Origin of the sequence: Streptomyces sp. NPDC015144 (assembly GCF_043079735.1) — a bacterium.
Lineage (GTDB): Bacteria > Actinomycetota > Actinomycetes > Streptomycetales > Streptomycetaceae > Streptomyces.
The window spans coordinates 568,275-594,355 of the sequence record NZ_JBIBUU010000001.1 but is presented as its reverse complement, the minus strand read 5'-3'; the positions used below and the strand labels follow the sequence as shown (position 1 = coordinate 594,355).

The window sequence follows — 26,081 nt, the reverse complement described above, 5'->3', positions numbered from 1 at the left end:
CACAACGCTGTCGGCATTACCACTGCTCCGGCGCATACTAAGCGGTTGCTTGCCTCTCTGGGAACAACTCGCCCGGTCCCGTGGCCGCCCATGCGTCCGGCCCGGGCCGAAGAGGGCTTCGGTCCGGGCCGGACGTGTGGGCCGTGCGGCGCGCGGGGGTCAGCCGGCGTCGGCCGCCACCACTTCGGCGACCTGCGGGGCGGACGTCCCGGAGCGCCAGAGGAGCCGCACCGCGTCGGCCTCCGCCCCGGCCGTGTCCACCCGGGTGTAGGGGCCGTCGACCGCGCCGGCCGTGTGCCAGGTGCCGTCGGCGGAGCGGAGCTGGAGGTCGGCGCGGCCCGTGGCCCCGGCCGCCTGCAGCACGGTGACGAAGGGCACCGCGCGGGCCGGGCCCAGCGCCAGCTCCAGCGCCTCCCCCGCCTCCGGCGCACGGGCCGCCCGGTAGACGGTGCCCGGGTCCCCGTCGGCCGCCGCGCGCAGCGACGACCCCTCGGCGGCGGGCGGTCCGCCGGTCACCGCCGCCTCGTCGGCCGGGACGCCGAACTCCCGTACCACCAGCCAGTTCTCCTGGCCCACGGTGGCCCGGGCCCGTACGTAGCGCGCCGTCGTCCCGGCGGGTGCGGCGGCGGTGACGTCCGGGGTTCCGGAGAAGGCGGTCAGCTGCCGCCAGTCCCGCCCGTCGGACGAATACTCCAGCACCCCCTGGTGGAGGTAGTCCTCGGTGCTGCCCGGCTTGCCCATCGCCAGGGTGACGGTGCCCAGCTCCCGCACCCGGCCGAGGTCGACGGTGACGCTGTCGCCCGCGGCGGGCGCCCCGTCGCTCCAGAAGTACGTGGTGTCGTCGCCGTCCAGCATCCGGGCGGCGGTGTTGCTCTGGTACGTGCCCAGGCTGGTCGAGGCCGTGGGCCGGCCGCTCACACCGAGGATCCGGTCGTGCTCGGCGGTGGCCGCGTCGACGAACCGGTCGAGGACACCGTCACCGACCAGCACCGGCACCCGGCGCCCGTCGAGTCCGGTGTACGTGAAGGACTTCGCCGCGGCGAGCTGCGCGGGCAGCCGCTGCCGCAGCTCCCAGGCCCGTGCGCCCTCTCCGGCGCGGGCCGCCTCCACCATCCCCAGCGCGGTGCGGGCGGCGGTGGCCCAGGCGGCGGTGGCGTCGAGCCAGGGCGCGGCGTCGGCGACGAAGCCCCGGTCCGGCAGGGCGGCGCGCAGCCGGGCGGGCGCCGCACCGAGCGTGTCGAGCGCCGCACCGAGCCGGGCGGCGTCGCCGTCCGTCCAGTAGCGGGCGAACTCGGCCGCCAGCTCGGGGGCCTGTGCCTTGTCGAGGGCCGAGCTGTAGTTGACGTCGGCGAAGGCCCGCAGCGCCTTCCCGGTGCGCGGGTCGCCGCCCGCGTACTCCTTCAGGCCCGCGCCCCAGGAGGTGCGCGGGTCGTACGCCGCGTCGTTCCACGCGTAGTCGGCGACGGTGTACAGCGCGAGTTTGGAGGCGTACGGCTGGATCATCGGGTTCGCCGTGATCCCCGCCAGCCTGCCGGGCAGCCCCTTCTCCCGCCCGGTGAACGGGCCGAGCAGCAGCCGGCTGGTCGTGTAGTCGTTGACCGGGTAGTTGTCCCAGGTGAGGATGGGGTGGCCGAAGACCGTACGGGCGGCCTCCGCCTGTGCCACGGTCATGGTCGGCGCGACGACGCCGATGCCGGTCCACTCGACGAGGACGTCCGGGTCGAGCTGTTCGGACAGCGCCTTCTTGTACGGCGAGCCGGAGACGTCGTAGTACTCGGTCGGGACCATCTGGAGCGGCTGCCCGCCGGGGTGGGTGGCGATGAACTCCCGGTTGACCCGGTTGAGCAGATACGCCTGCGCCGCCCCGGCCGCACCGCCGCCGGTGCCCCACTTCGCCTTGTCCTCGGCGCAGTTCCAGTCGGTGTAGCTGATGTCGTCGAGCGGGACCGCGAAGGTGCGTACGCCGACGTCCCAGATGGTCTGGAACTTGTCGGCCAGCGCCTCGGCGTCGGCGTCCGAGCTGTAGCAGACCGAGAGGCCGGGCGAGAGGGCGTAGGTGAACTCCACGTGCCGCCGTGCCGCCCGGTCGGCGAGTTCCCGGATCTGCGCCAGCCGGTCGGCCGGGTAGGGGTCGCGCCACTTGGCGCGGAGGTAGGGGTCGTCCTTCGGCGAGTAGGCGTAGATGTTCATCTTGTGCTCGCCGTAGTAGTCGAGCTGGTCGAGCCGGGCCTCGTGCGACCAGGGGGTGCCGTAGAAGCCCTCGATGGTGCCGCGCAGCGCGGTGCCGGGCCAGTCGCGTACGGCGAGTCCGGCGACGGTGGTTCCCGGACGGCTCGCTCGCGGCAGGACCTGGCGGAGCGTCTGGGCGGCGTAGTAGGTGCCCGTGGTGTCCTTGCCCGCCAGCACGATGCGGTCGGCGCCGATGCCGAGCACGTATCCCTCGGCCGGCAGCGCGGACGGGCCGTCGATCCGTTGCGCGGCGAGCGCGGCCGGGTCGCCGACGTGGACGGTGAGTCCGCCGCGCGCGGGGCGGTCGGCGCGTACGACGCGCTGGGCGCCGGCCCGGCGCAGCGCGCTCTCCACGACCTGGAGGGCGGACTCGTCGTAGACCCCGCCCGCCACCACGGTGACGGTCGGGCTGATGGTGATCCGGTCGGTGCGGGCCCGCGCCGACCGCGGGGTCGGGGTGATGGCGGGGACCGGCACGCTGTCCGCCGCCGGGCCGGCGGGGCGGGGGTGGTCGTCCGCCCGGGCGGACGGCGTCGCGGTCAGCAGGCCGCCGACGAGGAGGGCCGCCGCCGCGGAGAGCGCGGTGAGGCGGGAAGGGCGAGGTGTCACTGATTCTCCCTTGATCACTCAAGTCATCAGAGTCGCGCAACACAACTTCACCGAATTCAACATCATGGCAGTTGCATGTCAATGACACGGAACAAGCCGACCTCCGGTCGCGCGCCCCACCCCAGGAAAAATACCCCTGGGGGTATGAGTGTTAGCCTTGTTCCGTAATACCCCCAGGGGTAAAGCATCGCAGAAGGAGCCGCGTCGTGTTCTTCACCCGCACCCCCGGGGGCCCGTGCCCGCTCGGCCGCACACCGGGCCCCACCGGCCCCGTCCCGAGCGGAGGCACGATATGACCGCGCTGGTCGTGGCGCTGATCGCCGGCGCCGTGGTCGGACTGGCGCTCGGCGGGCTGGGCGGCGGGGGCAGTGTGCTCGCCGTTCCCGCGCTGATCTACCTGCTCGGGTTCACCCCGGCCGCGGCCACCACCGCCGCACTGCTCATCGTCATCGCGACCTCGCTCACCGGGCTGGTCGCCCACGCCCGCGAGGGCCACGTCCGCTGGCGCACCGGAGGGCTCTTCGCGGCGGCCGGACTCGTTCCGGCCGCGGTCGCCGGGGCGCTGTCGGCGCACATCCCGTCCTGGGCGCTGACGGCCGCCTTCGCGGCGCTCGCGGTGGTCGCCGGCGTACGGATGATCCGGCCGCGCGCCGGAGTGGACGCCCCGGACGGCGCGCGCCCCTCGTCCACCGGGCGGGTGGCCGGGACCGGGGCCGGACTCGGCGCGGTGACCGGCTTCCTCGGGGTGGGCGGCGGTTTCCTGGTGGTGCCCGCGCTGGTCGCCGTCGTCGCCGTGCCGATGACCTCGGCGGTCGGCACCAGCCTGCTCGTCATCATCGTGAACTCCACGGCCGCGCTGGCCACCCGGCTCACCACGCCCACCGTGCTGGACTGGGCGGTGATCGCCCCGTTCACGGCGGCGGCGATCCTCGGCGCCTGGGACGGGAAGCGGCTGGCCGCGAAGGTGTCCACGGCCGCCCTGCAACGGATCTTCGGCGTCGTACTGCTGGCCGTGGCCGTCTTCATGCTCGTCGACGCCGTGGCGTAGGACACGACGAAGGGGAGGCGCGGGACGAACCCGCGCCTCCCCTCGCTCCGCCCCCGGCCGGCTCAGGCCAGCGAGAGGAAGAGCTTCTCCAACCGGGCCCGCATCTGGTCCCGGTCCGCGGGCTCCTGCCCGCCGTCGGCCATGCAATGCTGCAGCCCCGTCGCGATGATCGCGAACCCGGCCCGGTCCAGTGCCCGGGAGACGGCCGCCATCTGCGTGATCACGTCCTCGCAGTCGCGCCCCTCCTCGACCATCCTGATGATCCCGGTGAGCTGGCCCTGCGCCCGGCGAAGGCGGTTGAGGACCGACTTCAGTTCGTCGGCCGCCATGTCGAGTTCCACAATTCCTCCTCCTCAATACCCCAAGGGGTATTCTAACCTGACCGGGGAGGGAGGGACCGCATCCCTCCTCTCCCGGTGAACGAAAGGAATCACTGCTCGTGACCAGCCCCGCATCCCTCTCCCCCGCCGAGGCCGCGGCCCGTCTCGCGGAGTTCACCGTGATCGACGTGCGTGCCCCCGGCGAGTACGCCTCCGGCCACGTCCCCGGTGCGCTGAACGTACCGCTGGACCGCCTCTCCGAGGCCGTGCCCGCGCTGAAGTCCGCCGCCGCCCGGGGCCCGCTGCTCCTGGTGTGCGCCTCGGGCGTCCGCTCCACCCGTGCCTGCGACATCCTCGCCGCCGCCGACATCGAGGCCGTGACGCTCACCGGCGGCACCTCCGCCTGGGAGGCCGAGGGCCGTGCCGTCGCGCAGCCCGCCGGGGCGCGCACCACCTGGCCGATGGAGCGCCAGGTCCGGCTCGCCGCCGGTTCGCTCGTGGTGGCCGGACTGCTCGCCGGGGTGCGGTTCCCCGCCGCGCGCTGGATCTCCGCCGGGGTCGGCTCCGGCCTGGTGTTCTCGGCCGTCTCCAACACCTGCGGCATGGCGGCCGTCCTGTCGAAGCTCCCGTACAACCGGGCGCCGCGCTCGGCCACCGGGCTCGCCGACACGCTGCACGCCCTGCAGAACCGTCACCCCTGACCCGTTCCGCGGCGTGGGAGCCGGTCGCACCGGACCGTACGGTGCGACCGGCTCCGCGCGTCGTCGGCGCGCTCAGATCTCGTCGCGGACCAGGGCCAGCAGCCGGTCCAGGACCTTCGGGCCGCCCGCGCGGACCCCGTCGTGCTCGTACTCGTCGGTGACCCAGGTGCGCAGGCCCCGGATCGCGGCGGCGGTACTCAGCGCGTGCGCGGTGTCGACGTACATGTCGTCGTGGTAGACGGCCGCCGCGACCGGCACCTCGTTGGCCGCCAGGCGCTCGCCGTCGTACAGCGGGGCCCAGTCGGTACGGGCGGCGAGCAGCTCGGCGGTCTCGCGCAGCGGACGCAGCGCCGGGTCCACCTCGAAGTGCCAGGGGTGGATGCTCTCGCCGGTGAACAGCACCGGGCCGTCGCCCTTCAGCGCCTCGGCGGCGTCGAACCGCGGGAACTCGGCGCGGACCCGCTCGGCGGACCAGGCGGTGGGCCGGGCGTCCTGCCCGTAGATCGCCTCGTGCATCAGCGCGTAGAGGGGGTGCCCGGCGAAGGAGGTGGCGGTCCGCAGCGCCTCCTGGAAGGTGTCGGAGAGTTCGGACCCGTGCGGGGTGCGGACGAAGGCGTTCTCCAGCAGGTAGTGCAGCTGGTGGCTGCCGCTGCCGCCGCCCAGCATGATGCCGAGCGACTGGAACGACTCGACGGTCAGCCGGTGCCCGGCGCTCTCGACGGGGCGTTCCAGCAGATGGGCGGCGATCTCCCGGGCTCGCTCGACGTCCTGCGGGTAGCGGGCGTAGTGGGCGGCTACCTTGCGTTCGATCCGGGGGTACGCGGCACGGTAGACGTCGTCGGCGTGGGCGTCGAGGGAGGGCAGACCGCCGGTGATGAGGACGGCCTTGAGCCCCTCGGGCGCGGCCGAAAGATAGCGGACGGCGCAGAAGCCGCCGAAGGACTGGCCCAGGACCGTCCACGGCTCACCGCCGGTGAGCTGCGGGCGGATCAGCTCGCAGTCGCGCACGATGCTGTCGGACCGGAAGTGCGTGAGGTAGTCGGCCTGCTCGCGCGGGCCGCCGCGCAGCGGCAGGGTCTGCCGGTTGGCGGGGGTGGAGAGGCCGGTGCCGCGCTGGTCGAGCAGGAGCACCCGGAATTCCCGGACGGCCCGGCCGAGCCAGGCCTCCGCGCCGACGAAGCGCCGGGCGCCGAAGCCGGGGCCGCCCTCCAGGTAGACCAGCCACGGCAGCTCCTCGCCGGTCCGGCCGCTCGCCACGGCCTCCCTGCCGAAGACCTCGATCTGCTCGCCGCCGGGGTCGCCGTGGTCGAGCGGGACCGTGAAGTAGCGGTCGGTGAAGACAATGCCGGGTTGCCGGTAGCTGCTCACAAGGTGCTCCTGAATCAGTTGTGCCACGGACAGTTCAGCACACGGCCGTGACCCGGACGGCCGCGGCCCGGGTGCCGGGTTCCGCGGTGCCCCCTACCGTGCAGGCATGATCCGGTTCGAGCAGGTCGGGAAGGTGTATCCGGACGGCACCAGCGCGGTCGACGACCTGTCCTTCGAGGTCGCGGAGGGGGAGCTGGTCACTCTGGTGGGTCCGTCCGGCTGTGGCAAGACCACCACGATGATGATGGTGAACCGGCTGATCGAGCCGACGTCGGGCCGGATCCTCCTCGACGGCGAGGACATCTCCGGGATCGATCCGGTGCGGCTGCGCCGACGGATCGGCTACGTCATCCAGCAGGTGGGGCTCTTCCCGCACCGCACCGTCCTCGACAACACGGCGACCGTCCCTTCGCTGGTGGGCTGGAAACGGGCGCGGGCCCGGGCGCGGGCGGCCGAACTGCTGGACCTGGTGGGGCTGGACCCGAAGACATACGGCTCCCGCTATCCCGCGCAGCTCTCCGGTGGGCAGCGCCAGCGGGTGGGGGTGGCGCGGGCGCTGGCCGCGGATCCGCCGGTGCTGCTGATGGACGAGCCGTTCGGCGCGGTCGACCCGGTGGTGCGCGAGCGGCTGCAGAACGAGTTCCTGAGCCTTCAGTCGCGGGTCCGCAAGACGGTCCTGATGGTCACCCACGACATCGAGGAGGCGGTCCGGATGGGCGACCGGATCGCGGTGTACGGGGCCGGGCGCATCGAGCAGTTCGACACCCCGGGCGCCGTGCTCGGGGCCCCCGCGACCCCTTACGTGGCCCGGTTCGTGGGCGCCGACCGGGGGCTGAAGCGGCTCTCGGTCACCGCGATCGAGCCGGCCGACCTGGAGGAGCCGCCGGTCGCCCGGCTGGACGAGCCGGCCGGCGTCGCGGCGGCCCGGCTGGGGGCCGCGGGCGCCCGCTGGGCGGTGGTGCTGAGCGGGGCGGGCGAGCTGCACGGCTGGGTGGCGGCGGACGCGCTGCGGATCGCCGGGGACCACGGCACGGTCGGCGAACTGGCCCGCCGGATGGATGCCTGGGTGCCGGTCGGGGCGCCGTTGAAGCAGGCGTTCAGTGAGATGCTCCAGCACGACGCGGGCTGGGTCGCGGTCCTGGACGGGGCCCGCTTCCTGGGCGTGCTGACCCCGGCCCGGCTGCACGAGGCGCTGCGCCGCTCGGTCGACGCGGACGCCCGGGGCGTGGCCCGGGACGAGGTGCGGTTCGACTCCGTCGCGGACGCCTGAGGACCCCGGCGCCGGTCCGGACCCGACCCGGTGCCGGGCCAGGACCCCACCCGGTGCCGGACCCTTGCCGTGTCCCGCCGGACGGCCAGACTGTCCCCATGACCGAAACGGCCGATCGGCCCACCGAACAGCTCCTCGACCGCTTCGTCGATGACCTGCGCCCCGTCGTACCACTGGTCGCGGTGTGGGCCCACGGGTCGCTCGCCGGGGGCGACTACCAGCCGGGCCGCAGCGATCTCGACCTGATCGCGGTCCTGGAGCGGCCCTGCACGGCGACGGAGGAACAGCGCCTGGGCACGACGCACGAGCGCCTGGACGGTGCCGTCCCGCTCGCGTCCGGGCTGCACTGCGCCTATCCGGTCGCCGCCGAACTGGACGACCCCGCTCGTCCGCACCTGGCCTGGGCCCATCGGGAGCTGCTCCACCGTCCGGTCACCCCCGTGACCCGACGCGAGCTGCACGCCTTCGGACGTGTCCTGTACGGCCCGCCGCCCGCGGAGGTCCTGACGCCGGTGACCGACCGACAGCTCGCCGACTTCGTCGTCGAGGACCTGCGCACCTTCTGGCGGCCGGCCCTGGACCACCCGGAGCGGTGGACGCGCGACATCTGGGTCGACCTCGGCCTGCTGACCCTGGCCCGGGCGACGGTGACCCTGCGGGACGGCAGGCTGATCACCAAGGGCGAGGCGCTCGACGTGCTCGCCGGACTGTGCGCCCCCGCCGAGGTCGTGGACGACATCCGCCGACGCCGCTACGGCACTCCCCCGCCCGCCGACCACCGGTGGGCCGAGCGGCGGGCCGGGCTGACGCTGTCCTTCCTCGCAACCGCGATCGGTGATGTCGTCGGTCCTCCACGCTCGGACCGCGGAAGGTGACCGGCCCCGACGGCGAGCGGGGGACTCAGCCGCCCCGGACGAGCCCCTTGGAGCGCAGATACGTACGCGCGACGTCCTCGGGCAGTCGCCGCCAGCTGTCGACCTGTTCGTTGAGCCGGGCCAGGTCGGCGGTGGTCAGAACGGTGTTGAGGCGGCCCAGCGCGGTGCGTACGCCCTCGCTGCCGGCCCGGGAGCGGTTGACGACGGGGACGATGTAGTCGGCGTTCTGGAGGTGCCGGTCGTCGGCGAGCAGGACGAGGCCGAAGCCGCCGAGCGTGGCGTCGGTCGTGGTGGTCAGCACCATCTGGTCCTCGCCGTTGCGGACGGCCTGCTTGGCCTGGGTGGTGCCGACGCCCTTGGGGTCCACGGCGGTGATCCGGATGCCGTACGTCTTCTTCAGCCCGGGTGCGCAGTAGGGCCGCTGCACGCATTCGTCACCGGCCGCCAGACGCACCGGCAGCCCGGAGCGGCCCAGGTCGGTGAGGGTCCGCAGATGGTGGCGGGCCGCGTGGTCGGCGGTGACGGCGAAGGCGTTCTGGTCGACGGCGCGTCCCGGGTCGAGGACGGTGAGGCCGCGGGGGGCGGCGAGCGCGCGCAGGGCCTTCATCGTGGCGGCCAGGTCGGGCGAACCGGCCGGGGCGGCGTCCGGGCCGTTGCTCCGGGCGTTCAGCCAGTCGGCGAAGGTGGCGGCGTACTCGGGTACGACGTCGATCCGGCCGCTCTCCAGGGCCGGTTCGTAGATCTCCCGGTTGGTGACGGAGATGATCTTCGTGGTGTATCCGGCGTGGTCCAGCAGGAGCGCGTACAGCTGGGCGAGGAGATCGCTCTCGGTGAATCCTGCGGTGCCGATGGTGAGGTGTCTGCTGTCGCCGGGCGGTGCGGTGACCTCGCCCCGGTCCTCCAGGGCCGGGCCGGTGGCGCAGGCGGCCGCCCAGAGCAGCACCAGCACCACGGGGACCTTGGTGCGGGCCCTCATCGCGGTCCTTCGCCGCGGAGCCGGGAGGGGGCCAGCAGCCGGCCCGCCTCGAAGAGGCCTTCGACGATCAGCGCGAAGGCCGCGACGAGCACCGCCCCGGCGACCACCTGCGGGGTGGAGGCGAGGTTGAAGCCGGCCGTGATGATCCGGCCGAGCCCGCCGCCGCCCGCCAGGGCCGCGAGGGTGGCGGTCGCGACGAGTTGGACGGCGGCGATCCGTACGCCGGTGAGGATCAGCGGCAGGGCGAGCGGCAGTTCGACGCCCAGCATGAGCTGTCTGCCGGTCATGCCCATGCCCCGGGCGGCCCGGACCACGTCGCGGTCGACCTCCCGCATGCCGACGTAGGCGTTGGTGAGCAGCGGGGGTACGGCGAAGAGCACCAGGGCGACGACGGTCGGCCAGTCGCCGTGGCCGCCGATCGGGGTGAGGAGCAGCAGTACCAGCACGGCGAAGGTGGGCACGGCCCGGCCGATGTTGGAGATGTTCACGGCGAGGGCGCCGCCCCGGCCGAGATGGCCGAGGAGTACGGCGACGGGCAGCGCGATCAGGCTGCTGATCAGCAGGCAGACGACGGTGAGGAAGAGGTGCTGGCCCAGTCGGTGGGTGATGCCGTTCTCGCCGGACCAGTGCGCGGCGGTGGTGAGCCAGGACCAGGCGTCGGCGAGGGTCTTCACGACCGGCCCCGGGTCCAGGGGGTCAGCAGCCGCTGGACGAGCAGGAGCAGCAGGTCGGCGGTGACGGCGATGAGGACGCAGAGGACGGAGGCGGTGAGCACCTGGGCCTTGAAGTAGGTGTTCATCCCGGAGTAGATGAGGTTGCCGAGTCCGCCGTAGCCGACGATCGCGCCGACGGTGACCAGGGAGACGGCGGAGACGGTCGCGATCCGCAGCCCGGCCATGGCGGCGGGCAGGGCGAGGGGCAGTTCCACGGTGAGCAGCAGGCGCAGCGGCCCGTAGCCCATGCCGCGGGCGGCCTGCCGGGTCTCCTCGGGCACGGCGCGCAGCCCGGCGAGGATGTTGCGGACGAGCAGGGTGAGCGAGTACAGCACGAGCCCGGTGACGACGAGCGAGGCGGAGAGCCCGTAGACCGGCAGCAGCAGCGAGAACATGGCGAGCGACGGCACGGTGTACAGGACGGTCGTCAGGCCGAGCACGGGGCCCGCGGCCCAGCGCCACCGCCGGGCCGCGAGGGCGAGCGGCACGGCGACGGCGAGTCCGATGAGGACCGAGACCGCGGTGAGCTGGACGTGCTGCACCACGGCGTCCCGGAGGATCCCGCGGCGGCTGGTGAGGTAGGCCCCGCAGATCCACTCGTTGCGCGCGAGGCAGTCGTCCGGGGGTGCGGTCACCCGTTCATTGGAGCGCGCCCGGCCGTGCGGGCGCGCGTCCTGATCGGCCGTCCGGCGGACGGGCCGGGGCGGGCCGGTTCAGTGGGGCCGGTCGGCCGGTTCGAGGACGAAGACCGGGATCTGCCGGTCCGTCTTGCGCTGGTAGTCGGCGTAGTCCGGGAACGCCTCGACCGCGCGCCGCCACCAGCGGTCCTTCTCCTCGCCGGTGACCTCGCGGGCGTTCATGTCCTGGCGCACCGGGCCGTCCTGGAGCTCGACGCGCGGGTCGGCCACGAGGTTGTGGTACCAGAACGGGTGGGTGGGGGCACCGCCCTGCGAGGCGACCACGGCGTACGTCCCGTCGTGCTCGACCCGCATCAGCGGGGTCTTGCGGATCTTCCCGCTGCGGGCTCCCCGGGTGGTGAGGATGATCACGGGCATGTCCCGCATCGTGGTGCCCTCGGTTCCGCCGGAGCCCTCGTACAGCTCGACCTGGTCGCGGACCCACTGCTGGGGGCTCGGCTCGTACTCTCCCTGGAGAGGCATGAAGGTGTCCCGTCGTCGTTTCGTCGTCGCGCCACGCGGACCGGCGGGGGCGCGTCCTGCCAACGTGGACAACTCTCGCACCTCCGCGTGGAATCGGCCTCCACGCCCGCTTCCGGCGGTGGAAAAACCGGTCGCCGGGCGGTCAATGGGGTGAAAGCCTCCGGGCATGACCTCACAGTACGTGATACGCGCCGACTACGACCCCCGCACCCTCGTGGTGTACCAGGCGTACTCCCCGGCGATCGCCGATCCGGCCCTGCGGGCGCAGCGGTTCGTGCCGCCGTTCTCGTTCGGCCGGATGACGTGGATCAAGCCGTCGTTCCTCTGGCTGATGCACCGCAGCAACTGGGCGCGCAAGCCCGGTCAGGAACGTGTCCTCGCGGTGCGGATCACCCGGGAGGGCTGGGAGGAGGCGCTGTCGCGGGCGGTGCCGACGACGGCCGGTGCGGCGGCGATCGCCGAGGCCGAGGTGCACGTCCAGTGGGACCCGGAGCGTTCGCTGCGCGGGGCGGCGCTCAATCACTACAGCATCCAGGTCGGGGTGGGGCGCGGGCTGGTCCGGACGTTCGCCGAGGAGTGGGTCACCGGGATCACCGACGTGACACCGACGGTCCGTAGGATCGCCGAGCTGCGGCAGAACGGCCGGGCCGCCCAGGCGCAGCGGCTGCTGCCGCCCGAGCGGGTCTATCCGCTGGCCGGGGCCGTGGCGCGGCGGCTGGGGGCCGGCGTCTGAGCGGCGCGGACTACAGCGGCGGTTCGGCGGCGAGTTCGCGCAGCCAGTAGGCGCCCTCCGGGTCACCGGCCCCGCCGAGGTCGTCGGCCGTGCCGGGGAAGAGCCGGCCCCAGGCGCCCGCCCGGCCGATCGCCCCGAGCCGCCAGGCCAGGCTCAGCGCCCGCCGCAGCTCGGCCCGGGTGTGCCCGTCGCCCGTCCACGCCTCCAGGTACGCGTCCCGCAGCCGGGGCAGGGCTTCGGGGCCGAACCGTTCGCGGGCGTCACGGGCGGGGATGAGGAAGCTGTGGAAGGGGTGGCCGATCAGCGCGTCGCCCCAGTCGAAGAAGGTGTAGCGGCCCTGTTCGGGTGCGAAGAGCTGGCCGTCGTGGAGATCGCTGTGGTCGAGGGTGTCGGCGATGCCCGTCGCGGCGAGCTCCTCGCACCAGCCGACGAGCCGGGGCCGCAGCTCCTCCAGCGTCCGCCGCTCCTCGGGCTCCAGCGCGGTGTTGTGCCGCACGGCGAGGTCGAAGAGGTCCGGGAGCACGGTGGCGGGGGCACGGGGGACTCCGAGCGCCGCGATCTCGCCGGTGTGCGGGACGAGTGCGCGCTGCACCGCCGCGTACTGGCGCAGCGGCTCCTCCCAGGCGCGGGGATCGGCGTCGGCACCGGTGGCCGCGTCGAGCGCGTCCCGGAAGAGCGTGCCGCCCTCCGGGAGGAGCACCCAGCCCCGGTCCGCGTCCACGGCGAGCGGGGTGAGCACCCGCCCCGGCACCCAGCGGGCCAAGGCCTCGGTGAGCCCCGCCTCGAAGGCGCTGCCGGGCGGGTTGGCCTTGAACCAGACGGCGCGGCCGCTCCCGACGGTCATCCGGACCAGTACGGACCACGGCCGCAGCCGTACCTCCCGGGGCCCGGTCTCCCGCAGCCCGTGGGCGGCGAGGGCGTGCTCCGCCCAGCCCAGGACGTCCGCCCGCCACTCGTCCCGTTCCCACGGTGTTCTCGCCGCGGGGTAGTCGCCCCGGTCCACGGCTGTCGGCACATCGATTCGCATCGCGCCATCCCATCACCGCCCGGGCCCGGTTCTCATCCGGTTTTCCGGGCCCCGGGGCGGCCGGCGCTATCCGTGTCCCAGCACGCCCCGGACGAAGGCCGCCTGGCCTGCGTGCTGGAGGTCGTCCGAGATGACGCTGATCAGCCGTACGCCGAGGGTCACCGGCGGCGACCAGGATTCGTCGACGATGTCGTTCAGGGTGCGGCCGTCCAGTTCGCTCACGAAGTCGAGGGTCTGTTCGTGGACGGCGTCGTAGTAGCCGAGGAGCAGTTCGCCCGACTCGACCCGGAGCGCGGAGACGTCCGCGCTGGTGTGTCCGTAGCCGGTGGCCTCGCCCGCGAAGGGCAGGCGGAACCGACCGACCCAGTCGTCCCGGAACCACACCTGTTCGATGCCCGCGGCGTCCGCGACGTGGTCGTCCTGGACCCGGGTGAGATGCCATACCAGCCAGGCGATCGAGTTCGCCCTGCTGCCGATCCGGGCATGGAGGTCGATGAGGGAGAGTCCCTCGACCGCCGAATGCACGGTCTCCTGGACGCGGTTGAACGCGTCGGTCAAAAGGTCAGCGCTCTTCATGCCCTCACCTTGGCGGCCGACGGGCCGCTCCCGGGCCATCGACACGCCTCGGCCACGATGCCAGGCCCTAGGGGGTGTCTGATAAATGAGTGCGGGTGAAGGAGCGGGGTCCGGTGCGTGCGATCGCAAGGCGCCGGGACGTCTGCGTGGCGGAGCCACGTGGGCGGTTCGGCAACGCCGCGAGCGTGCGTGCCGGACCCCGCGACGCCGCAGGCATTTGTCAGACACCCCCTAAGGTGGACCGCATGCCCTTCGACGTGCCCGCCGCCTTCATCGCCTCGTACGGTGCGAGCGGCGGTGAGTCCGGCCGTGCCTGGCTGGCCGCGCTGCCCGCGCTGGGGGCGGAGTTCCTGGATCGCTGGGCCCTGCGGCCGGACGGCGCCCCGGCGCACGGCATGGCCTCGTTGGTGCTGCCGGTGACCCGCGCGGACGGTATGCCCGCCGTGCTGAAGCTCCAGCAGGTCACGGAGGACAACGCCGGGGCCGCCACGGGGCTGCGGGTGTGGAACGGTGACGGAGTGGTACGGCTGCTCGACCACGACGAGGACAGCGGCACGATGCTGCTGGAACGGCTGGACGCGGAGCGGCCGTTGTCGGTCGTGGCCGACGACGTGGCCGCCGTCCAGATCCTCGCCGAGCTGCTGGCCCGGCTGGTCGCGGTGGCCGCGCCGCCGGGGATCCGCACCCTGGCCGAGGTGGGCGCGGCGCTGGTGGACGGGGCACCGCGCGCCGTACCGATGCTGCACGACCGCGCCGGACAACAGTTGCTGCGCACCTGCGCCTCGGCGGTCTCCGACCTCCTCTCGGAGCCCGGGGACCGGCTGCTGCACTGGGACCTGCACTACGACAACGTCCTGGCGGGCGAACGCGAGCCCTGGCTCGCCATCGACCCCGAACCCCTCTCGGGCGACCCCGGGTTCGATCTGCTCCCGGCCCTGCACAACCGCTGGGCCGAGGCGGAGGCGACCGGCGACGTGACCGGCACCGTGCTCCGCCGCTTCGACCAGCTGACCGAGGTGCTGGGCCTGGACCGGCAGCGGGCGACCGGCTGGACGCTGGGCCGGGTCCTGCAGAACGCGCTGTGGGACGTCGAGGACGGCGAGAGGGCCCTGGACCCGGCCCAGATCATCATCGCCGAGGCGCTGTTGAGCCGTTAGGGGGTGTCCGGGCGGGGGGCGAGCCGCGCGATCCGGGCCAGCCGGCGCAGGGAGTCGATCAGGCCGGCGCGGTCGTACGTGCTGGTCGTGACGAGCACTTCGTCGGCGCCGGTCCGTTCGATGACGGTCTCCAGCTGCTCGGCGACCTCCTCCTGCGTACCGTGGAGGTGGCCGCGCAGGCCCCTTTCGTAGAGGTGGCGCTCCTTGTCCGTCATGGTCCGTGCCTCGATCCGCTCGGCGGGTTCGAGCGGCGGGAAGACGCCGTGGGTCCGGGAGTACGCCATGGACCACGCCTCCGGGATCAGGATGCGCCGGGCCTCCTCGGTGGTCCCGGCGAGCGCCACGGTGCCCGCCACGATCACGTAGGGTTCCGTCGCCCGGACCGAGGGGCGGAATTCCCGCCGGTAGCGTTCGACGGCGGCGAGCAGCTTCTCCCGGCCCCGGAGGTCGCCGATCACCAGGGGCAGGCCCGCCCGGGCCGCGATGCCCGCGCCCTCGCCGGTGGCGAGCACGAACGGGGGGATGCGCAGTCCTTCGGCGGGCAGGGCGTGGACCTGCGGATGGGCCCGCTGGGTGCCGTCCAGCCAGCCGAGGAGTTCGTCGAGCTGTCCGGCGAAGCCGTCGGCGGCCGACCGGTCCTGGCCGAGCGCCCGCCGGATGCCGTCGGTGAAGCCCACCGAGCGGCCGACGCCCAGGTCGATCCGGCCGGGGAAGAGCGACTCCAGTACGCCGAACTGCTCGGCCACCACCAGGGGCCGGTGGTTGGGCAGCATCACGCCGCCGGTTCCGACCCGGATGGTGCTGGTGGCGGCCGCCACCGCCGCGGCGAGCACGGTCGGCGCCGATCCGGCGACGCCCGGTACACCGTGGTGCTCGGAGACCCAGAAGCGGTCGTAGCCGAGCTTTTCGGCCTCCTGGGCCAGGCGCACCGTGTCGCGCAGCGCCTGGCCGGGGGCGTGGCCCTCGCGGACGCGGGAGCGGTCGAGCACGGAGAACCGGGTGGATGCGATCAGGGAGCTCACACCATGGTCCAACGCGTGCGGGACGCGGGCATTCCCCGGCCGCGCCCCGGCGCCCGTACGGCGCTTCCCGTACGGGCGCCGGGCCCCGGCCACTGTCCCGGCCGCTGCGGGGGCGGGCCTACTCCATGGGGCGGATGTCCCCGCTCGCCATGCCGCTGACCTGCTCGCTCTCCGACGCGATCCGGTCGGCCTTCTCCTTCAGGCGGCGGCGCTTCTCGGGGTCGGTGGCGCGCTCGGCCTCGGCGTTCAGGTCCTTCGCCTTGGCTCTCAACTGCTGCACTCGGCTGCGGAGTTCGTCGGACTCGTTCATGATCGCTCCTTGGGTGTGCGAACCCCCCTGCGGCGGCAGGACCCGGCGCCCAGGAAACCCAGGCCGATGCCGAGCATCCAGGAGTCCTTGGCCAGCGGGATGCCGTCCTGGGTGGGCCGGAGGCTTCCGGGCTCCCGCATGCCGGGAACCCGTAGATACAGCCCGACCAGGCCACCGGAGAGTCCGGTCAGCGCCAGCCCGGCCAGTCGGGTGGGTACGCACGGGGCGAGCAGCGCCGCGCCGACCGTGATCTCCGACCAGGCGAGCAGCCGGGTGAACCGCTCGGGCCCGATCCGCTCCAGGAACGGGTAGGCGACGCAGGCCATGCCGTGCAGCCCCTGGGCCGTCTCGGCGTCGGCCTTCAGCTTGCCCACGCCCGAGTTCAGGATGAACGCGCCGGTGGCGAGGCGCGGGGGCACGTCACGCGGTTCGTAGAACGTCCTCATCGGAGTCTCCGTCCAGTACCGGGCCCCCCGTCGAGCTTAGCCAGAAGGGGCCGATGGCGCGCCACCGGACGCTCCTCACCCCCGCCGACGCACCGAAGTCGACTTCTGTCGGGCACGGAGCAACCTTCGGGGCGCGGGTGTCGTCTTGATCAACAACAGGGCGGCGCACCACCAGCAATACCGGCAGCATCCGCTCCGCCCGCACCACATGCAGCACAGGCACCACAGTGCGCCCGATCCCCACGAGTCACCAGGCCAGACCACGGGGCAACTATGCGCTTCATGTATACATAGAGTGCACAGTTGCCTTCCGTCACGATCCGGCCGTGCAGGAAGGCCCCCATGCAGAGCAAGGCACTGGCGCCCGAGTACCAGGGCGCCCTCACCAAGATGTCCGTGAACTCCTCCCTCACCGACGTACTCGCCGAAGGCATACGCCACTTGGAGGAGGCCGAGCGCTCCGGATCGCGGCAGGAGGTGGCCCGGTGCGGGCTCGCGGTCGCCGAGGCGCACCGCAGGCTCGGCAATGTGGCCGAGGCCGACCGTGCCTGGAAGGCCAGTTACCGCTCCGCCCGTTCGGCCGACGACCTCGGGGCGATGGCCTGGGCGCTGTGGAGCGGCGGCACCCTGGCCCGGCAGCGGGGTGAACTCCGGCTGGCCTTCCGGCTGTTGGGGCTCGCGGCCGACATGGGCAAGCGCGGCGGCGACATCGTCGCCCGGGGCTACTCCCTGGCGGGCCTCGCCGAGACCGGACGCATCCAGGGCGACTACCGGAAGGTCGCGGAGCTGCACGAACAGCTGCTGGCCGAGGCGCGGGCACGCGGCGAGGCGCGCCACACCGTGTGGGCGCTGGAGGGCATAGCCCAGATCCACCGCAACACCGGCTCGCTCGACACCGCCCTGGCCATGTTCGAGGAGGCGGCCGAGCTCGCCGGGAACGCGGACGACCGGCGGGGCCGGGCCTGGGCGCTGCGCGGGATGGCCGACATCGTCTCGCTGCGGGACGACCCGGAGCGGGCCCTGGCCCTCCTCGCGGAGGCGGAGACGGCCTGCCGTGAGATGAAGCTGTCCAGCGCGCTCGCCTACAACCACAAGATGCGCGCCAACGTCCTGTTCCGGGCCGGGCGTTACGAGGAGGCGCGGGACGGCTACGCGGGGGCGCTGGAGGAGTTCCGCGCGATGACCGAGCCCAGGGGCGAGGCGCTGGCCCGGCTCGGCCTGGTCAAGGCGCTGGCCCGGCTCGGCCGGGACCGGGCCGAGACCGCGGCGGACCTGGACGGGCTGCGCCGCACCCTCGACCGGATCGGGCTGCTCAACGCCCGCGAGATGGTCGACAAGGCGTACGCCGAACTCGGCGTGGCACCGGCCGGCACCACCCAGGAGGGCTGACGACGATGACCGCATCGCCCACGACCCAGCAGCTCCCCGTGGTGGAGGTCCTCTCCCGCTGCCGCGAGCAGGTCCGCCCGGCGCTGGTGCGGGCCGTGAACCGGCTGCATCCGTGGCACGCGGAGATGGCCGCCTTCTCGCTCGGCTGGGAGCGGGTGGACGGCACCCCGGCCCCGGGTTCGCAGGGCAAGGGCATCCGCCAGGCCCTCACCCTGCTCGGCGCCGGGGCCGCCGGGGCACCGGCGCGGGACGCGGTGCCCGGCGCGGTCGCGGTGGAGCTGGTCCATGTCTTCTCGCTCCTCCACGACGACATCATGGACGGCGACGAGACCCGCAGGCAGCGCGCCACCGTGTGGAAGGAGTACGGCACCGGCCCGGCGATCCTCGCGGGCGACGCGCTCTTCGCCCTGGCCGTGCAGACCCTCGCCGAGGCGCCGGCGGAGCACAGCGCGCCCGCGGTACGGCTGCTCGCCTCGACCCTGGCCGACCTGGTCCGCGGCCAGGCCGACGACCTGCTCTTCGAGTCCCGGCCGTGGCTCGGCCCCGAGGCGGTCCAGCCGCACGAGTACCGGTGGATGGCGGAGCACAAGACCGGGGCGCTGCTCGGCTGCGCGGCGGGCCTGGGCGCGGTGCTCGCCGGAGCCCAGGCGGCGACGGCGGACGCGCTGTGCCGGGCGGGCCGGCACCTCGGGGTGGCCTTCCAGGTGGTGGACGACCTGCTCGGCGCCTGGGGCGACCCCGAGGTCACGGGCAAGCCGGTGCACAGCGATCTGCGCCGGCTGAAGAAGACGTACCCGGTCCTCGCCGCGCTGGCCTCGGACCACCCCGCCGCCGGCCGGCTGGCCGCGCTGCTCGGCGCCGGGGAGCCGCTCGGCGCCGCCGACGCCCGCCGGGCGGCCGGACTGGCCGAGGAGGCGGGGGGCCGCGCCGCCGCCCTGGCCGAGGCGCACCGGCAACTGGACGGGGCGCGCCGCGAGCTGGAGAGCGTTCCGCTCGCCCCGGTCGCGCTCGGCGAGATCCTGGCGCTGTTCCCGTACCTCGTCGAGCGCGCGGAGTGAGGGACGCCCGGCCGGGGCGGGCCGGACGTGGGAGGGTGGAGGGGCACCCCTGTGCCGTGTCGTGGGAGGTCTCGGATGCCGGTGCGGCCGTTCGACGACGCCATGCTGCGGGAGCTGGTCGGCGATGCCGTCGCGGCCCCGTCGATGCACAACGCCCAGCCCTGGCGGTTCCGGTTCCGGCGCTCCAGCCGGACGCTCGCGCTGCGGGCGGAGTTCGGCCGTGAGATGCCGGAGGCCGATCCGTCCACGCGCGGTCTGCACGTGGGGTGCGGGGCGGCGCTGCTGAACCTCCGGGTCTCGGCGGCCCACCGGGGCCTCGCGGCGGTGACCACGCCGTTCCCGCGCCCGGTCGATCCGGAGCTGCTGGCGACGGTCCGCCTGGACCCGGGCCGGGCCGGGGATCCGGGGGACGCGGCGCTCGCCGCGCTGCACCCGGCGATCCGGCTCCGCCGCACCAGCCGCTATCCGTTCGACGACCGGGTGGTCCCCGACGACGTCCGGGACCTCCTCGCCGGGGCGGCCCGCCGGGAGGACGTCTCGTTCGCCTTCCTGCCGCCGGAAGCGCTGGAGGGCGTACTCGTCCTGATCCGGGACGCCGAGGCGCTCGACCTGTCGGACCCGGCGCGGGAGGCGGAGCAGCGCTACTGGACCCGGAACACCGACGACCGGGTCCCGGTGGACGGCGTCCCGGACTACGCCTTCGGCCCCACCGACGCGTCGGGCCGGGCGCTGAACCGGGACTTCGCGGGCACGGAGCCCGTCCCGGGCCGGGCCCACGCCCTGTTCGAGGACCGGCCGCAGCTCGCCCTGCTGCGCACCTCGCGCGACCGCCCGGCGGACTGGCTGCGGGCCGGTCAGGCGCTGGAGCGCGTCCTGCTGACCGCAGTGACGCACGGACTCGTCGCCTCGTTCGCGACCCAGCCCCTCGAATGGCCGGAGCTGCGCCGTCTGCTGCGCGACCCGGTCCTCGGCACGGGGCATCCGCAGATGCTCCTGCGCCTCGGCTACGGCCCCACGGGCCCGCCCACGCCGCGCCGGGGCGTGGACGAGGTGCTGACGATCGAGCCCTGACGGCGGGCCGGTCGCCCGGCCCGCCGCGCGGTCACTTCACCGTGACGGCGTCACCCGTCGAGACGACCTTCATGGTCGTGGCGGTGCCGAGGAAGGCCCAGCGCCAGCTGCCCGGGGCCGTGGCCCGCACCGTCGCGCGGAGATGCCCCCTGCTGTCGGTGGTCGCGGTCTTCACCGTGCTGTACCTGCCGCCGGGCTTCTTGTACTGGAGCTTGACCACCTGCTTGGTGTACGCGTGGTACTTCAGGTCCGTCCAGTTGGCCCGGGACAGCTTCCCCGTGACGGTGAGCGTGCCGCCCCTGCGCACCGGTTCGGGCGTGGCGTCGGTGGTGAGGGTCGCGGCGCGCTTCATCTTGAACAGGGCGATGCGGTCCGAGATCCAGTAGTCGCGGTCGTTGGCGTGGACCGTGGCGTTCACCTGCCACTCCCCCGCGACGTCGTTGGCGTTCCAGCCCCGGTTGCCGCTGCCGTAGGGGTCGATCCAGGCCGGGTCGATCTCCATCGTCGCCGTGCACACCGAGACCGTCGCACTGGTCTTCCGGCAGGTCGTCCCGAGGTACGACACCGGTCCGTGGGCGTTCTTCGCGTTGAACGCGGACACATCACTGACGTACTTCACCCCCGAGTCGTCCTTGATCGTCATGGTGATCGGGAACCGCTTGATGTTCTTGATCCCGACGATCACGTTGTCGCCGTTGTTGACGACGGTCCGGGTGATCCGGATGTCCCCGCGCCCTTCCGCGTGCGCGGCCGGTGTCACCGCGACGGTGACGCCGACCGCTCCCGCCGCGGCGAGCACGGCGATGCGTCTGTGCATGTCCCACCCCTTTTCCACCCCGCCCCGTGGCGGGGGCAGCACAGCGTACCGATCACCGCGCCGCGCCCCTCGGGCGGTGGCGGCCGTCGTGCTCAGAGGGCGGTGTCGCGGTGGGTGGGGCGTCCGTCGACCACGGTGAGCGGGACGGGCAGGGCCGCCAGGTCCGTCGCGGGGGTGGTGAGGGGGTTCTCGGCGAAGACGGTGAGGTCGGCGCGGTAGCCGGGGGCCAGCCGTCCGGACTCGTGCTCCTCGCCCGCGGCGCGGGCCGGGTTGAGTGTCATGCCCTGGAGTGCCTGGAGGGCGGTGAGGGCCTGCTCCGGGCCGTGCGGGGGGCGGGTGAGGTCGCGGGAGGGGCGGCGGTGGCGGGCCCCGGCCATCACCGTGAGCGGTGGGTAGGGCGCCACGGGCCAGTCGGAGCCGAGGACGACGGTGGCGCCCGACTCCCAGAGGTCGCGGCAGCGCCAGGCGCGGGAGGCGCGCTCCTCGCCGAGCCGCCGGGACCAGTTGTCGGTGTGGTCGGCGCGGGTGAAGTCGCAGCAGTGCGTGGGCTGCATGGACGCGATGACGCCGAGCTCGGCGAAGCGGCGCAGGGTGTCGTCGGGGACCGTCTCGATGTGCTCGACCCGGTGCCGTACGGTGCGCGCGTCCGTACCGGCCGCCGCCGCGACCGCGTCCAGGACGTGGCGGACGGCGGCGTCGCCGATGGCGTGGGTTGCGGTGGGCACCCCGGCCCTGTGGAACTGGCCGATGACGGCGGTGAAGGCTTCCGGGTCGGGCCAGAAGGCATGGGTGGACTCGCCGTGGCAGTCGGGCCGCTCCAGCCAGGCGGTGCCGTTGTCGATGGTGCCGTCCATGAAGAGCTTGACGCCCGCCACCCGCCACAGCCGCCCGCCGGTGCCCTGCCGGCCGACGATCCCGGCCACCGCCTCGTGGTCGGCCCCGGGCTGGCACCAGGGGGCGACCCTGAGGCGCAGCGGCAGCTCTCCGGCGTCGTCGAGCGCCGCGTAGAGCGACAGGCTGTCGCCGTTGGCGTCCATGGCGTGGCCGCCGGTGAGCCCGGAGGCGGCCACCTCGCGCAGGGCCTCGGCGACGCGGGCGCGCCGCTCGGCCGGGGAGGGCTGCGGAGCCACCCGTTCGACCGGTTCGAAGGCGGCGTCCTCCAGGAGCAGGCCCGTGGGGCGGCCCGCCTCGTCGCAGACGATCTCGGCGGACTGCTCGAATCGGCGCGGGCCGTCGATGCCCGCCAGTTCCAGCGCGCGGGGGCTGGCCAGCATGGAGTGGGCGTCGAAGAGCATCAGGAGGGCCGGGACGCCGTCCAGGACGGGCCCGATGGAGGCGGAGGCCATGGGCAGGTCGCCGAAGACGTTCGGGTCCAGGCCGTGGGCGCGCAGCCACGCGCCGGGGGCCAGCGAGCGCACTTCCCGGGCCAGGGCCTCGCGCACCTCGTCGAGGGTGGTGCAGCCTGAGAGGTCCAGGCCCTGGGCGAGTTCGGCGCCCATGACGGGGTGGAGGTGCCCGTCGACCAGCCCGGGGGTCACGACGGCGCGCCTCAGGTCGATCACCGTGGTCGCCGGCCCGGCGAGGGCGCGGACGCTCCGGTCGTCGCCGAGTGCGGAGATCCGTCCGCCGGTCGCGGCGAGGGCGGTCTGCGGGAGCGGTTCCCCGGCGACGACATCCAGCAGGCGGGCGTTGAGCAGAACGAGGCCGGGGTACACGTACGGACTCCTTGGGGCCGGCGGGTCGGTGGGCGGCGCGGAGGGGCCGGTCCCCCGTCACCGCCGTCCGCCGCCTTGTGGTGGTGCTCGGCGTTCTGGGACATGGTGACCGATCCGGGTGCGGATCCCCGGTCGCCCGGCCCGTCGGCGCGGCACGGACCCGATGCTATTGATCGTGCAACCAATAGACAAGTACGGGAGAGCCCTTAGGCTGGACGTGTAGGCACGCAGCCCGATCACGGAGGCGGCCATGGACAAGAACATCGAGTACTCGACCCCGTCCCAGGCCGAGGGCGAGCGGCTGGACGAGGACCGCGACCCGGCCGAGGAGCGGCACCCCGCCACCCGGCGCACCCAGCCGTCGCAGGCCGAGGGCGAGCGCACGGCGGAGGACGAGGAGCCCCGGCACTGATCCCTCCGGACGCGCCCCGGGGCGGCCGGTCGAGGAGTGCGAGACGCTCCCGTCGACCGGCCGCCCCTCGTCAGGAGGCGGCATCGACCTCCGCGAGCCAGGCGTCGGCGATCAGCCGGTGGCCGAGCGGGCTCGGGTGGACGCCGTCCCGGGCGAGCTCCGTCGCCTCCTTGTCCTCGGCGGCGCGGGCCAGCACCAGATCGGCGCGGACCAGCAGGGCGTCATGGGCGCGCGCCGCCCGCAGCACCGCTTCGGTACGGGGCGTCAGGTCCTCGAACCACTCCGCCTGCTCCGGGGTGACCGGCAGCAGGAACGGGGTGACCACGACCAGCCGCGCGGAGGTCTCCCGCCCGGCCCGGGCGAGCAGGCCGTCGAGGCAGCCCTCGAACTCATCGATGGGGCTGGGGAGTTGCTGGTCGTAGCGGCGCCAGGTGTCGTTGATGCCGATCTTGACCGTGACCACGTCGGGCTGGTGCTCGACGACGTCGGTGGTCCAGCGGGGTTCGAGGTCGTAGACCCGGTGGCCGCTGATGCCCCGGTTGATGACGGTGGGGCGCGGCCCGGCGTGCGGGCGCTCGCCCAGGGTGCGGGCGATCTCCTGGACGTATCCGTTGCCGAGCGACGCCGGGTCGGTGCGGTCGCGTCCGGCGTCGGTGATGGAGTCACCGATGAAGAGCAGGGTGTCCGTGTCCTTGATGTGCATGTTCTCGCCGTCCAGGTCGGGGTCGAAGGGAGCGTGGCTCAGCGCCGGTCCGCCGCGCGTCGCAGCGTATCCGCCTCGCGCGCCAGTACGGCGGGGTCGTCGCCGGGCACGAATTCCAGCAGTGCCTCCAGCGGGACGCCCCGCCGGCCGAGCAGGTCGAAGACGCTGGTCCACAGGTTCTGGCGGTCCGCCAGCGGCAGCCGGCGGTTGCCGGGCCACCACGAGAACACATGGATGGCGCCGACCCGGTCGCCCAGGGCGGCGAGCCCGTCCAGCGCCTCCTCGTCGGAGGCGTTCTGCGGCGGCTGCCAGTAGGTGCGGAGGTTGTCGGCGCCCACCTCCTCCAGGAGCCGGAGGGTGGAGGCGGCCGTGTCGGTGAGGGTGTTGCCGTGGAACTCCAGTCCGAGTTCGAGCCCGTGGTCGGCGCCGGTGCGGGCGGCCTCCCGCAGGGCGGCCACCGTCGCGGCCCGCTGCCCCGCGGTGGCCTCCCGCGACCCGGTGGTGCCCGCCCAGACCCGTACCCGGGGTGCGCCGAGCAGCACCGCCGCGCGGGCGACCGGGGCGAAGCCGTCGTCCGGTCCGGCCGGGCTTCCCGGCTCGGCCCGGAAGTAGGAGCCGTAGGAACAGCACCGCAGCCCGTGCCGTCCGGCCGCCTCGCGGGCGGCGCGGACGGCGGCGGGGTCGCCGGGCGGGGCGTGCACGTCGGCCCCCCACTCGACCGCCGCCAGCCCGGCGTCCGCGGCCAGGCGGGCGACCTCGTCGACGGGCAGCCGTCGGAAGGTGACCGAGCAGATCCCCGGGGTGATCAGGGGCGCGGGCGGCCCGCCCGGGGTGGGCGGGCCGCTGCGGGCATCACGGTTCACGTCGCGTTCGGCCCGACGTCCGCGCTGGTGAGGGGGTGCCGGAGGGCGGCCGCGGTGGAGTACTGGTCCGCGCCGATGTCGCGCTTGCTGCCACGCGGGTCGCCGTCGAGGTCGTCGGGCACCGACGTCCCGGTCAGGGTGGCCGCGCCGATCGCCGGGCTGCCCGCCGACAGCCGGGCGACCCCGTCCGCGCCCAGGACCAGCTTCGGGTCGGCGCGGGTGAAACCGCCGGCCGGGATGTTGCCGTTGGCGGCGGAGCCCCACAGCAGGTTGGTCTGCCAGGTGAAGCCGGTGGTCGCCCCCATCTCGACCAGGCTTCCGGTGTTGCCGACGAGCAGGTTGTCCGCGAGGACGACGTTGCGGGGCTCGTACGTCCGGTTCTCCCCCGAGAGCGAACCCGCGTTGTTGTAAAGGGTGTTGTGGACGATGATCGCGCGGTCGACGGCGTCGTTGCCGCGGCGCTCCTCCTCGGTCTCGCCCGTGTTGTGGTCGCGGGTGCTGCCACTGCCGACGACCAGGGCCCGCTTGGACAGTCCGGCGAGGTAGTTGTTGACGATCAGGTGGTCGTTGCCGTAGAGCCGGATGCCCTCCAGGCCGCCGATCACGTGGTTGCCCTCGACCCGGGAGCCGTTGCCGTGGCGGAGCACGATCCCGCCGCGGCTGTCGCGGATGGTGTTGTAGCGGATGGTGTTGCCGGAGGACTTCACCGAGATGGCCTCGGGGTCGCCGTTGGCGCGCTCGAACAGGTTGTACTCCACGACCGCGTTGGCGGCGGACAGGGCCCGTCCGCTGACGCCGATGCGGATGCACTCGCCGCCGTTGTCCCCGGCGAAGCTGTGGTCGGAGAAGTAGTTGCGGAAGATGTGGGTCCGCTGGGCCATGTCGGTCGAGCCGGGGCCGTCGACGATCAGGAAGATGCCCGTGGTCGTCTTGTTGTGGAAGTGGTTCCGGTCGATCTTCGTGTCGTCGGCCCGTACCACGACCCAGTACTTGTCGCCCGCGTCCGCGTGCTGGAAGTCGTTGCGGGTCAGCCGGATCCCGGAGCAGGTCACCGGGATCTCCAGCGTGGTGCTCTGCCGGAAGGCGAAGCCGCTGATGGTGATGTTGGTCGAGTTGGCGAGGACGAAGCCGCGTTCGCCCTTGAGGACCGCGCCGCCGCGGCTCTTGGAGACGATGGTGATGGGCGCGGCGCTGGTGCCGTTCTTGCCGGAGATGTTGATCGCCCCGCCGGCCGGGACGGTGTACGTGCCGTCGGCGAGGATGATCCGGTCACCGGGGGCGGCGGCGTTGATGGCGCTCTGGAGCTCGGCCAGTGTGCTGACGGGCTTGTCGGCCGCCGAGGCTTCGAGGGACATCGAGGTACCGAGGGGGACGGCGGCGAGCGCCGCCACCGCGGATCCCCTGAGGAACGTGCGTCGTTGCATGGTGTCTCCTGTCGCGACGAGTGGGACGGGGTGCTCCGGGGCGGTCCGCCCGGCCCGGGGTCGGGCGGACCGGAGGTGCGGTGCCGGGC

General features: G+C 73.8%; 27 protein-coding genes. 10 read left to right on the top strand and 17 right to left on the bottom strand.

The features are described from left to right. Positions 1–159 precede the first annotated feature (159 nt). Positions 160–2,838: a beta-N-acetylglucosaminidase domain-containing protein gene (locus tag ACF08W_RS02610; protein ID WP_392278138.1), complete on the bottom strand. Its 2,679-nt coding sequence runs from the start codon at positions 2,836–2,838 to the stop codon at positions 160–162. Between the two features lie 292 nt (positions 2,839–3,130). Between ACF08W_RS02610 and ACF08W_RS02605 the strand changes: the two genes are divergently transcribed. Next, a complete protein-coding gene (locus ACF08W_RS02605) occupies positions 3,131–3,886 on the top strand; it encodes a sulfite exporter TauE/SafE family protein (protein WP_392278137.1) in 756 nt (251 codons plus the stop codon). 62 nt (positions 3,887–3,948) lie between these two features. Here ACF08W_RS02605 and ACF08W_RS02600 read toward each other — a convergent pair whose 3' ends face one another. Continuing rightward, positions 3,949–4,227: a metal-sensitive transcriptional regulator gene (locus ACF08W_RS02600; protein WP_352276566.1), complete on the bottom strand. Its 279-nt coding sequence runs from the start codon at positions 4,225–4,227 to the stop codon at positions 3,949–3,951. A gap of 98 nt (positions 4,228–4,325) precedes the next feature. Between ACF08W_RS02600 and ACF08W_RS02595 the strand changes: the two genes are divergently transcribed. Beyond that, entirely contained in the window at positions 4,326–4,907 is a 582-nt protein-coding gene (locus ACF08W_RS02595) for a rhodanese-like domain-containing protein (protein WP_392278136.1), read from the top strand. Between the two features lie 72 nt (positions 4,908–4,979). Here ACF08W_RS02595 and ACF08W_RS02590 read toward each other — a convergent pair whose 3' ends face one another. After that, a complete protein-coding gene (locus ACF08W_RS02590) occupies positions 4,980–6,275 on the bottom strand; it encodes an alpha/beta fold hydrolase (protein WP_392278135.1) in 1,296 nt (431 codons plus the stop codon). Between the two features lie 106 nt (positions 6,276–6,381). Between ACF08W_RS02590 and ACF08W_RS02585 the strand changes: the two genes are divergently transcribed. Both ACF08W_RS02585 and ACF08W_RS02580 read left to right on the top strand, forming a co-directional pair. Then, positions 6,382–7,545, top strand: a complete 1,164-nt coding sequence (locus ACF08W_RS02585) for an ATP-binding cassette domain-containing protein (RefSeq protein WP_352276562.1) — start codon at positions 6,382–6,384, stop codon at positions 7,543–7,545. A gap of 98 nt (positions 7,546–7,643) precedes the next feature. Beyond that, on the top strand, positions 7,644–8,420 hold the full coding sequence (locus ACF08W_RS02580; protein WP_392278134.1) for a nucleotidyltransferase domain-containing protein: 777 nt from the start codon (positions 7,644–7,646) through the stop codon (positions 8,418–8,420). A gap of 25 nt (positions 8,421–8,445) precedes the next feature. On the opposite strand, the gene ACF08W_RS02575 is transcribed toward ACF08W_RS02580, so the two are convergent. From ACF08W_RS02575 to ACF08W_RS02560, 4 genes are all read right to left on the bottom strand, one after another. Then, complete coding sequence (locus tag ACF08W_RS02575; RefSeq protein WP_392278133.1) at positions 8,446–9,396, bottom strand: ABC transporter substrate-binding protein; 951 nt, start codon at positions 9,394–9,396, stop codon at positions 8,446–8,448. After that, the gene (locus tag ACF08W_RS02570; protein WP_392278132.1) at positions 9,393–10,070 is read right to left on the bottom strand and encodes an ABC transporter permease; all 678 of its coding nucleotides are present in this window, start codon (positions 10,068–10,070) and stop codon (positions 9,393–9,395) included. Before ACF08W_RS02570 ends, ACF08W_RS02575 begins: the two co-directional genes overlap by 4 nt. Then, positions 10,067–10,744, bottom strand: a complete 678-nt coding sequence (locus tag ACF08W_RS02565) for an ABC transporter permease (RefSeq protein ID WP_385215780.1) — start codon at positions 10,742–10,744, stop codon at positions 10,067–10,069. Before ACF08W_RS02565 ends, ACF08W_RS02570 begins: the two co-directional genes overlap by 4 nt. A 78-nt stretch (positions 10,745–10,822) precedes the next feature. Further along, complete coding sequence (locus ACF08W_RS02560) at positions 10,823–11,269, bottom strand: nitroreductase family deazaflavin-dependent oxidoreductase (RefSeq protein WP_352276554.1); 447 nt, start codon at positions 11,267–11,269, stop codon at positions 10,823–10,825. Positions 11,270–11,435: 166 nt separating this feature from the next. Here ACF08W_RS02560 and ACF08W_RS02555 point away from each other — a divergent pair, with 166 nt between their 5' ends. Continuing rightward, on the top strand, positions 11,436–12,002 hold the full coding sequence (locus ACF08W_RS02555; protein WP_385215783.1) for a DUF4291 domain-containing protein: 567 nt from the start codon (positions 11,436–11,438) through the stop codon (positions 12,000–12,002). A 10-nt stretch (positions 12,003–12,012) separates the two neighbouring features. On the opposite strand, the gene ACF08W_RS02550 is transcribed toward ACF08W_RS02555, so the two are convergent. Together ACF08W_RS02550 and ACF08W_RS02545 are read right to left on the bottom strand one after the other, a co-directional pair. Then, on the bottom strand, positions 12,013–13,029 hold the full coding sequence (locus tag ACF08W_RS02550; protein ID WP_392278131.1) for a phosphotransferase: 1,017 nt from the start codon (positions 13,027–13,029) through the stop codon (positions 12,013–12,015). Between the two features lie 66 nt (positions 13,030–13,095). Further along, on the bottom strand, positions 13,096–13,605 hold the full coding sequence (locus ACF08W_RS02545) for a DUF664 domain-containing protein (protein WP_392278130.1): 510 nt from the start codon (positions 13,603–13,605) through the stop codon (positions 13,096–13,098). Between the two features lie 245 nt (positions 13,606–13,850). Here ACF08W_RS02545 and ACF08W_RS02540 point away from each other — a divergent pair, with 245 nt between their 5' ends. Continuing rightward, positions 13,851–14,762: an aminoglycoside phosphotransferase family protein gene (locus tag ACF08W_RS02540; RefSeq protein WP_392278129.1), complete on the top strand. Its 912-nt coding sequence runs from the start codon at positions 13,851–13,853 to the stop codon at positions 14,760–14,762. On the opposite strand, the gene ACF08W_RS02535 is transcribed toward ACF08W_RS02540, so the two are convergent. The 3 genes from ACF08W_RS02535 to ACF08W_RS02525 all read right to left on the bottom strand — a co-directional run bounded on the left by ACF08W_RS02535 (position 14,759) and on the right by ACF08W_RS02525 (position 16,540). Next, positions 14,759–15,775: an LLM class flavin-dependent oxidoreductase gene (locus tag ACF08W_RS02535; RefSeq protein ID WP_392278331.1), complete on the bottom strand. Its 1,017-nt coding sequence runs from the start codon at positions 15,773–15,775 to the stop codon at positions 14,759–14,761. The two genes, ACF08W_RS02540 and ACF08W_RS02535, sit on opposite strands and share 4 nt — an antisense overlap. A gap of 127 nt (positions 15,776–15,902) precedes the next feature. After that, positions 15,903–16,094, bottom strand: a complete 192-nt coding sequence (locus ACF08W_RS02530) for a DUF6381 family protein (RefSeq protein WP_352276547.1) — start codon at positions 16,092–16,094, stop codon at positions 15,903–15,905. Further along, positions 16,091–16,540 (bottom strand): hypothetical protein, encoded by a 450-nt coding sequence (locus tag ACF08W_RS02525; protein WP_352276546.1) that lies wholly within the window; start codon positions 16,538–16,540, stop codon positions 16,091–16,093. Before ACF08W_RS02525 ends, ACF08W_RS02530 begins: the two co-directional genes overlap by 4 nt. 342 nt (positions 16,541–16,882) lie before the next feature. On the opposite strand from ACF08W_RS02525, the gene ACF08W_RS02520 reads away from it, so the two are divergent. The 3 genes from ACF08W_RS02520 (at position 16,883) to ACF08W_RS02510 (ending at position 20,058) form a co-directional block, all read left to right on the top strand. Beyond that, positions 16,883–17,929 carry a tetratricopeptide repeat protein gene (locus ACF08W_RS02520; protein WP_392278128.1) on the top strand — a complete coding sequence of 349 codons (1,047 nt, stop codon included), beginning with the start codon at positions 16,883–16,885 and terminating at the stop codon, positions 17,927–17,929. Between the two features lie 5 nt (positions 17,930–17,934). Beyond that, positions 17,935–18,987 carry a polyprenyl synthetase family protein gene (locus ACF08W_RS02515; RefSeq protein ID WP_392278127.1) on the top strand — a complete coding sequence of 351 codons (1,053 nt, stop codon included), beginning with the start codon at positions 17,935–17,937 and terminating at the stop codon, positions 18,985–18,987. Between the two features lie 75 nt (positions 18,988–19,062). Beyond that, the gene (locus tag ACF08W_RS02510; RefSeq protein ID WP_392278126.1) at positions 19,063–20,058 is read left to right on the top strand and encodes an Acg family FMN-binding oxidoreductase; all 996 of its coding nucleotides are present in this window, start codon (positions 19,063–19,065) and stop codon (positions 20,056–20,058) included. Between the two features lie 31 nt (positions 20,059–20,089). Here the strand turns inward: ACF08W_RS02510 and ACF08W_RS02505 are convergent, their stop codons facing one another. Together ACF08W_RS02505 and ACF08W_RS02500 are read right to left on the bottom strand one after the other, a co-directional pair. Next, the gene (locus tag ACF08W_RS02505) at positions 20,090–20,875 is read right to left on the bottom strand and encodes a hypothetical protein (protein WP_385215806.1); all 786 of its coding nucleotides are present in this window, start codon (positions 20,873–20,875) and stop codon (positions 20,090–20,092) included. 92 nt (positions 20,876–20,967) lie between these two features. Further along, positions 20,968–22,590: an amidohydrolase gene (locus ACF08W_RS02500; protein ID WP_392278125.1), complete on the bottom strand. Its 1,623-nt coding sequence runs from the start codon at positions 22,588–22,590 to the stop codon at positions 20,968–20,970. Between the two features lie 250 nt (positions 22,591–22,840). Here ACF08W_RS02500 and ACF08W_RS02495 point away from each other — a divergent pair, with 250 nt between their 5' ends. Beyond that, on the top strand, positions 22,841–23,002 hold the full coding sequence (locus ACF08W_RS02495; RefSeq protein ID WP_385215815.1) for a hypothetical protein: 162 nt from the start codon (positions 22,841–22,843) through the stop codon (positions 23,000–23,002). Between the two features lie 70 nt (positions 23,003–23,072). Here the strand turns inward: ACF08W_RS02495 and ACF08W_RS02490 are convergent, their stop codons facing one another. From ACF08W_RS02490 to ACF08W_RS02480, 3 genes are read right to left on the bottom strand one after another with little or no spacing between them, the layout of a single operon-like run. After that, entirely contained in the window at positions 23,073–23,705 is a 633-nt protein-coding gene (locus ACF08W_RS02490) for an SGNH/GDSL hydrolase family protein (RefSeq protein WP_392278124.1), read from the bottom strand. A 38-nt stretch (positions 23,706–23,743) separates the two neighbouring features. Next, positions 23,744–24,568: a sugar phosphate isomerase/epimerase family protein gene (locus ACF08W_RS02485; protein WP_392278123.1), complete on the bottom strand. Its 825-nt coding sequence runs from the start codon at positions 24,566–24,568 to the stop codon at positions 23,744–23,746. Continuing rightward, a complete protein-coding gene (locus tag ACF08W_RS02480) occupies positions 24,565–25,992 on the bottom strand; it encodes a polysaccharide lyase 6 family protein (RefSeq protein ID WP_392278122.1) in 1,428 nt (475 codons plus the stop codon). The genes ACF08W_RS02485 and ACF08W_RS02480 overlap by 4 nt, the downstream gene beginning before the upstream one ends. Positions 25,993–26,081: the final 89 nt, after the last annotated feature.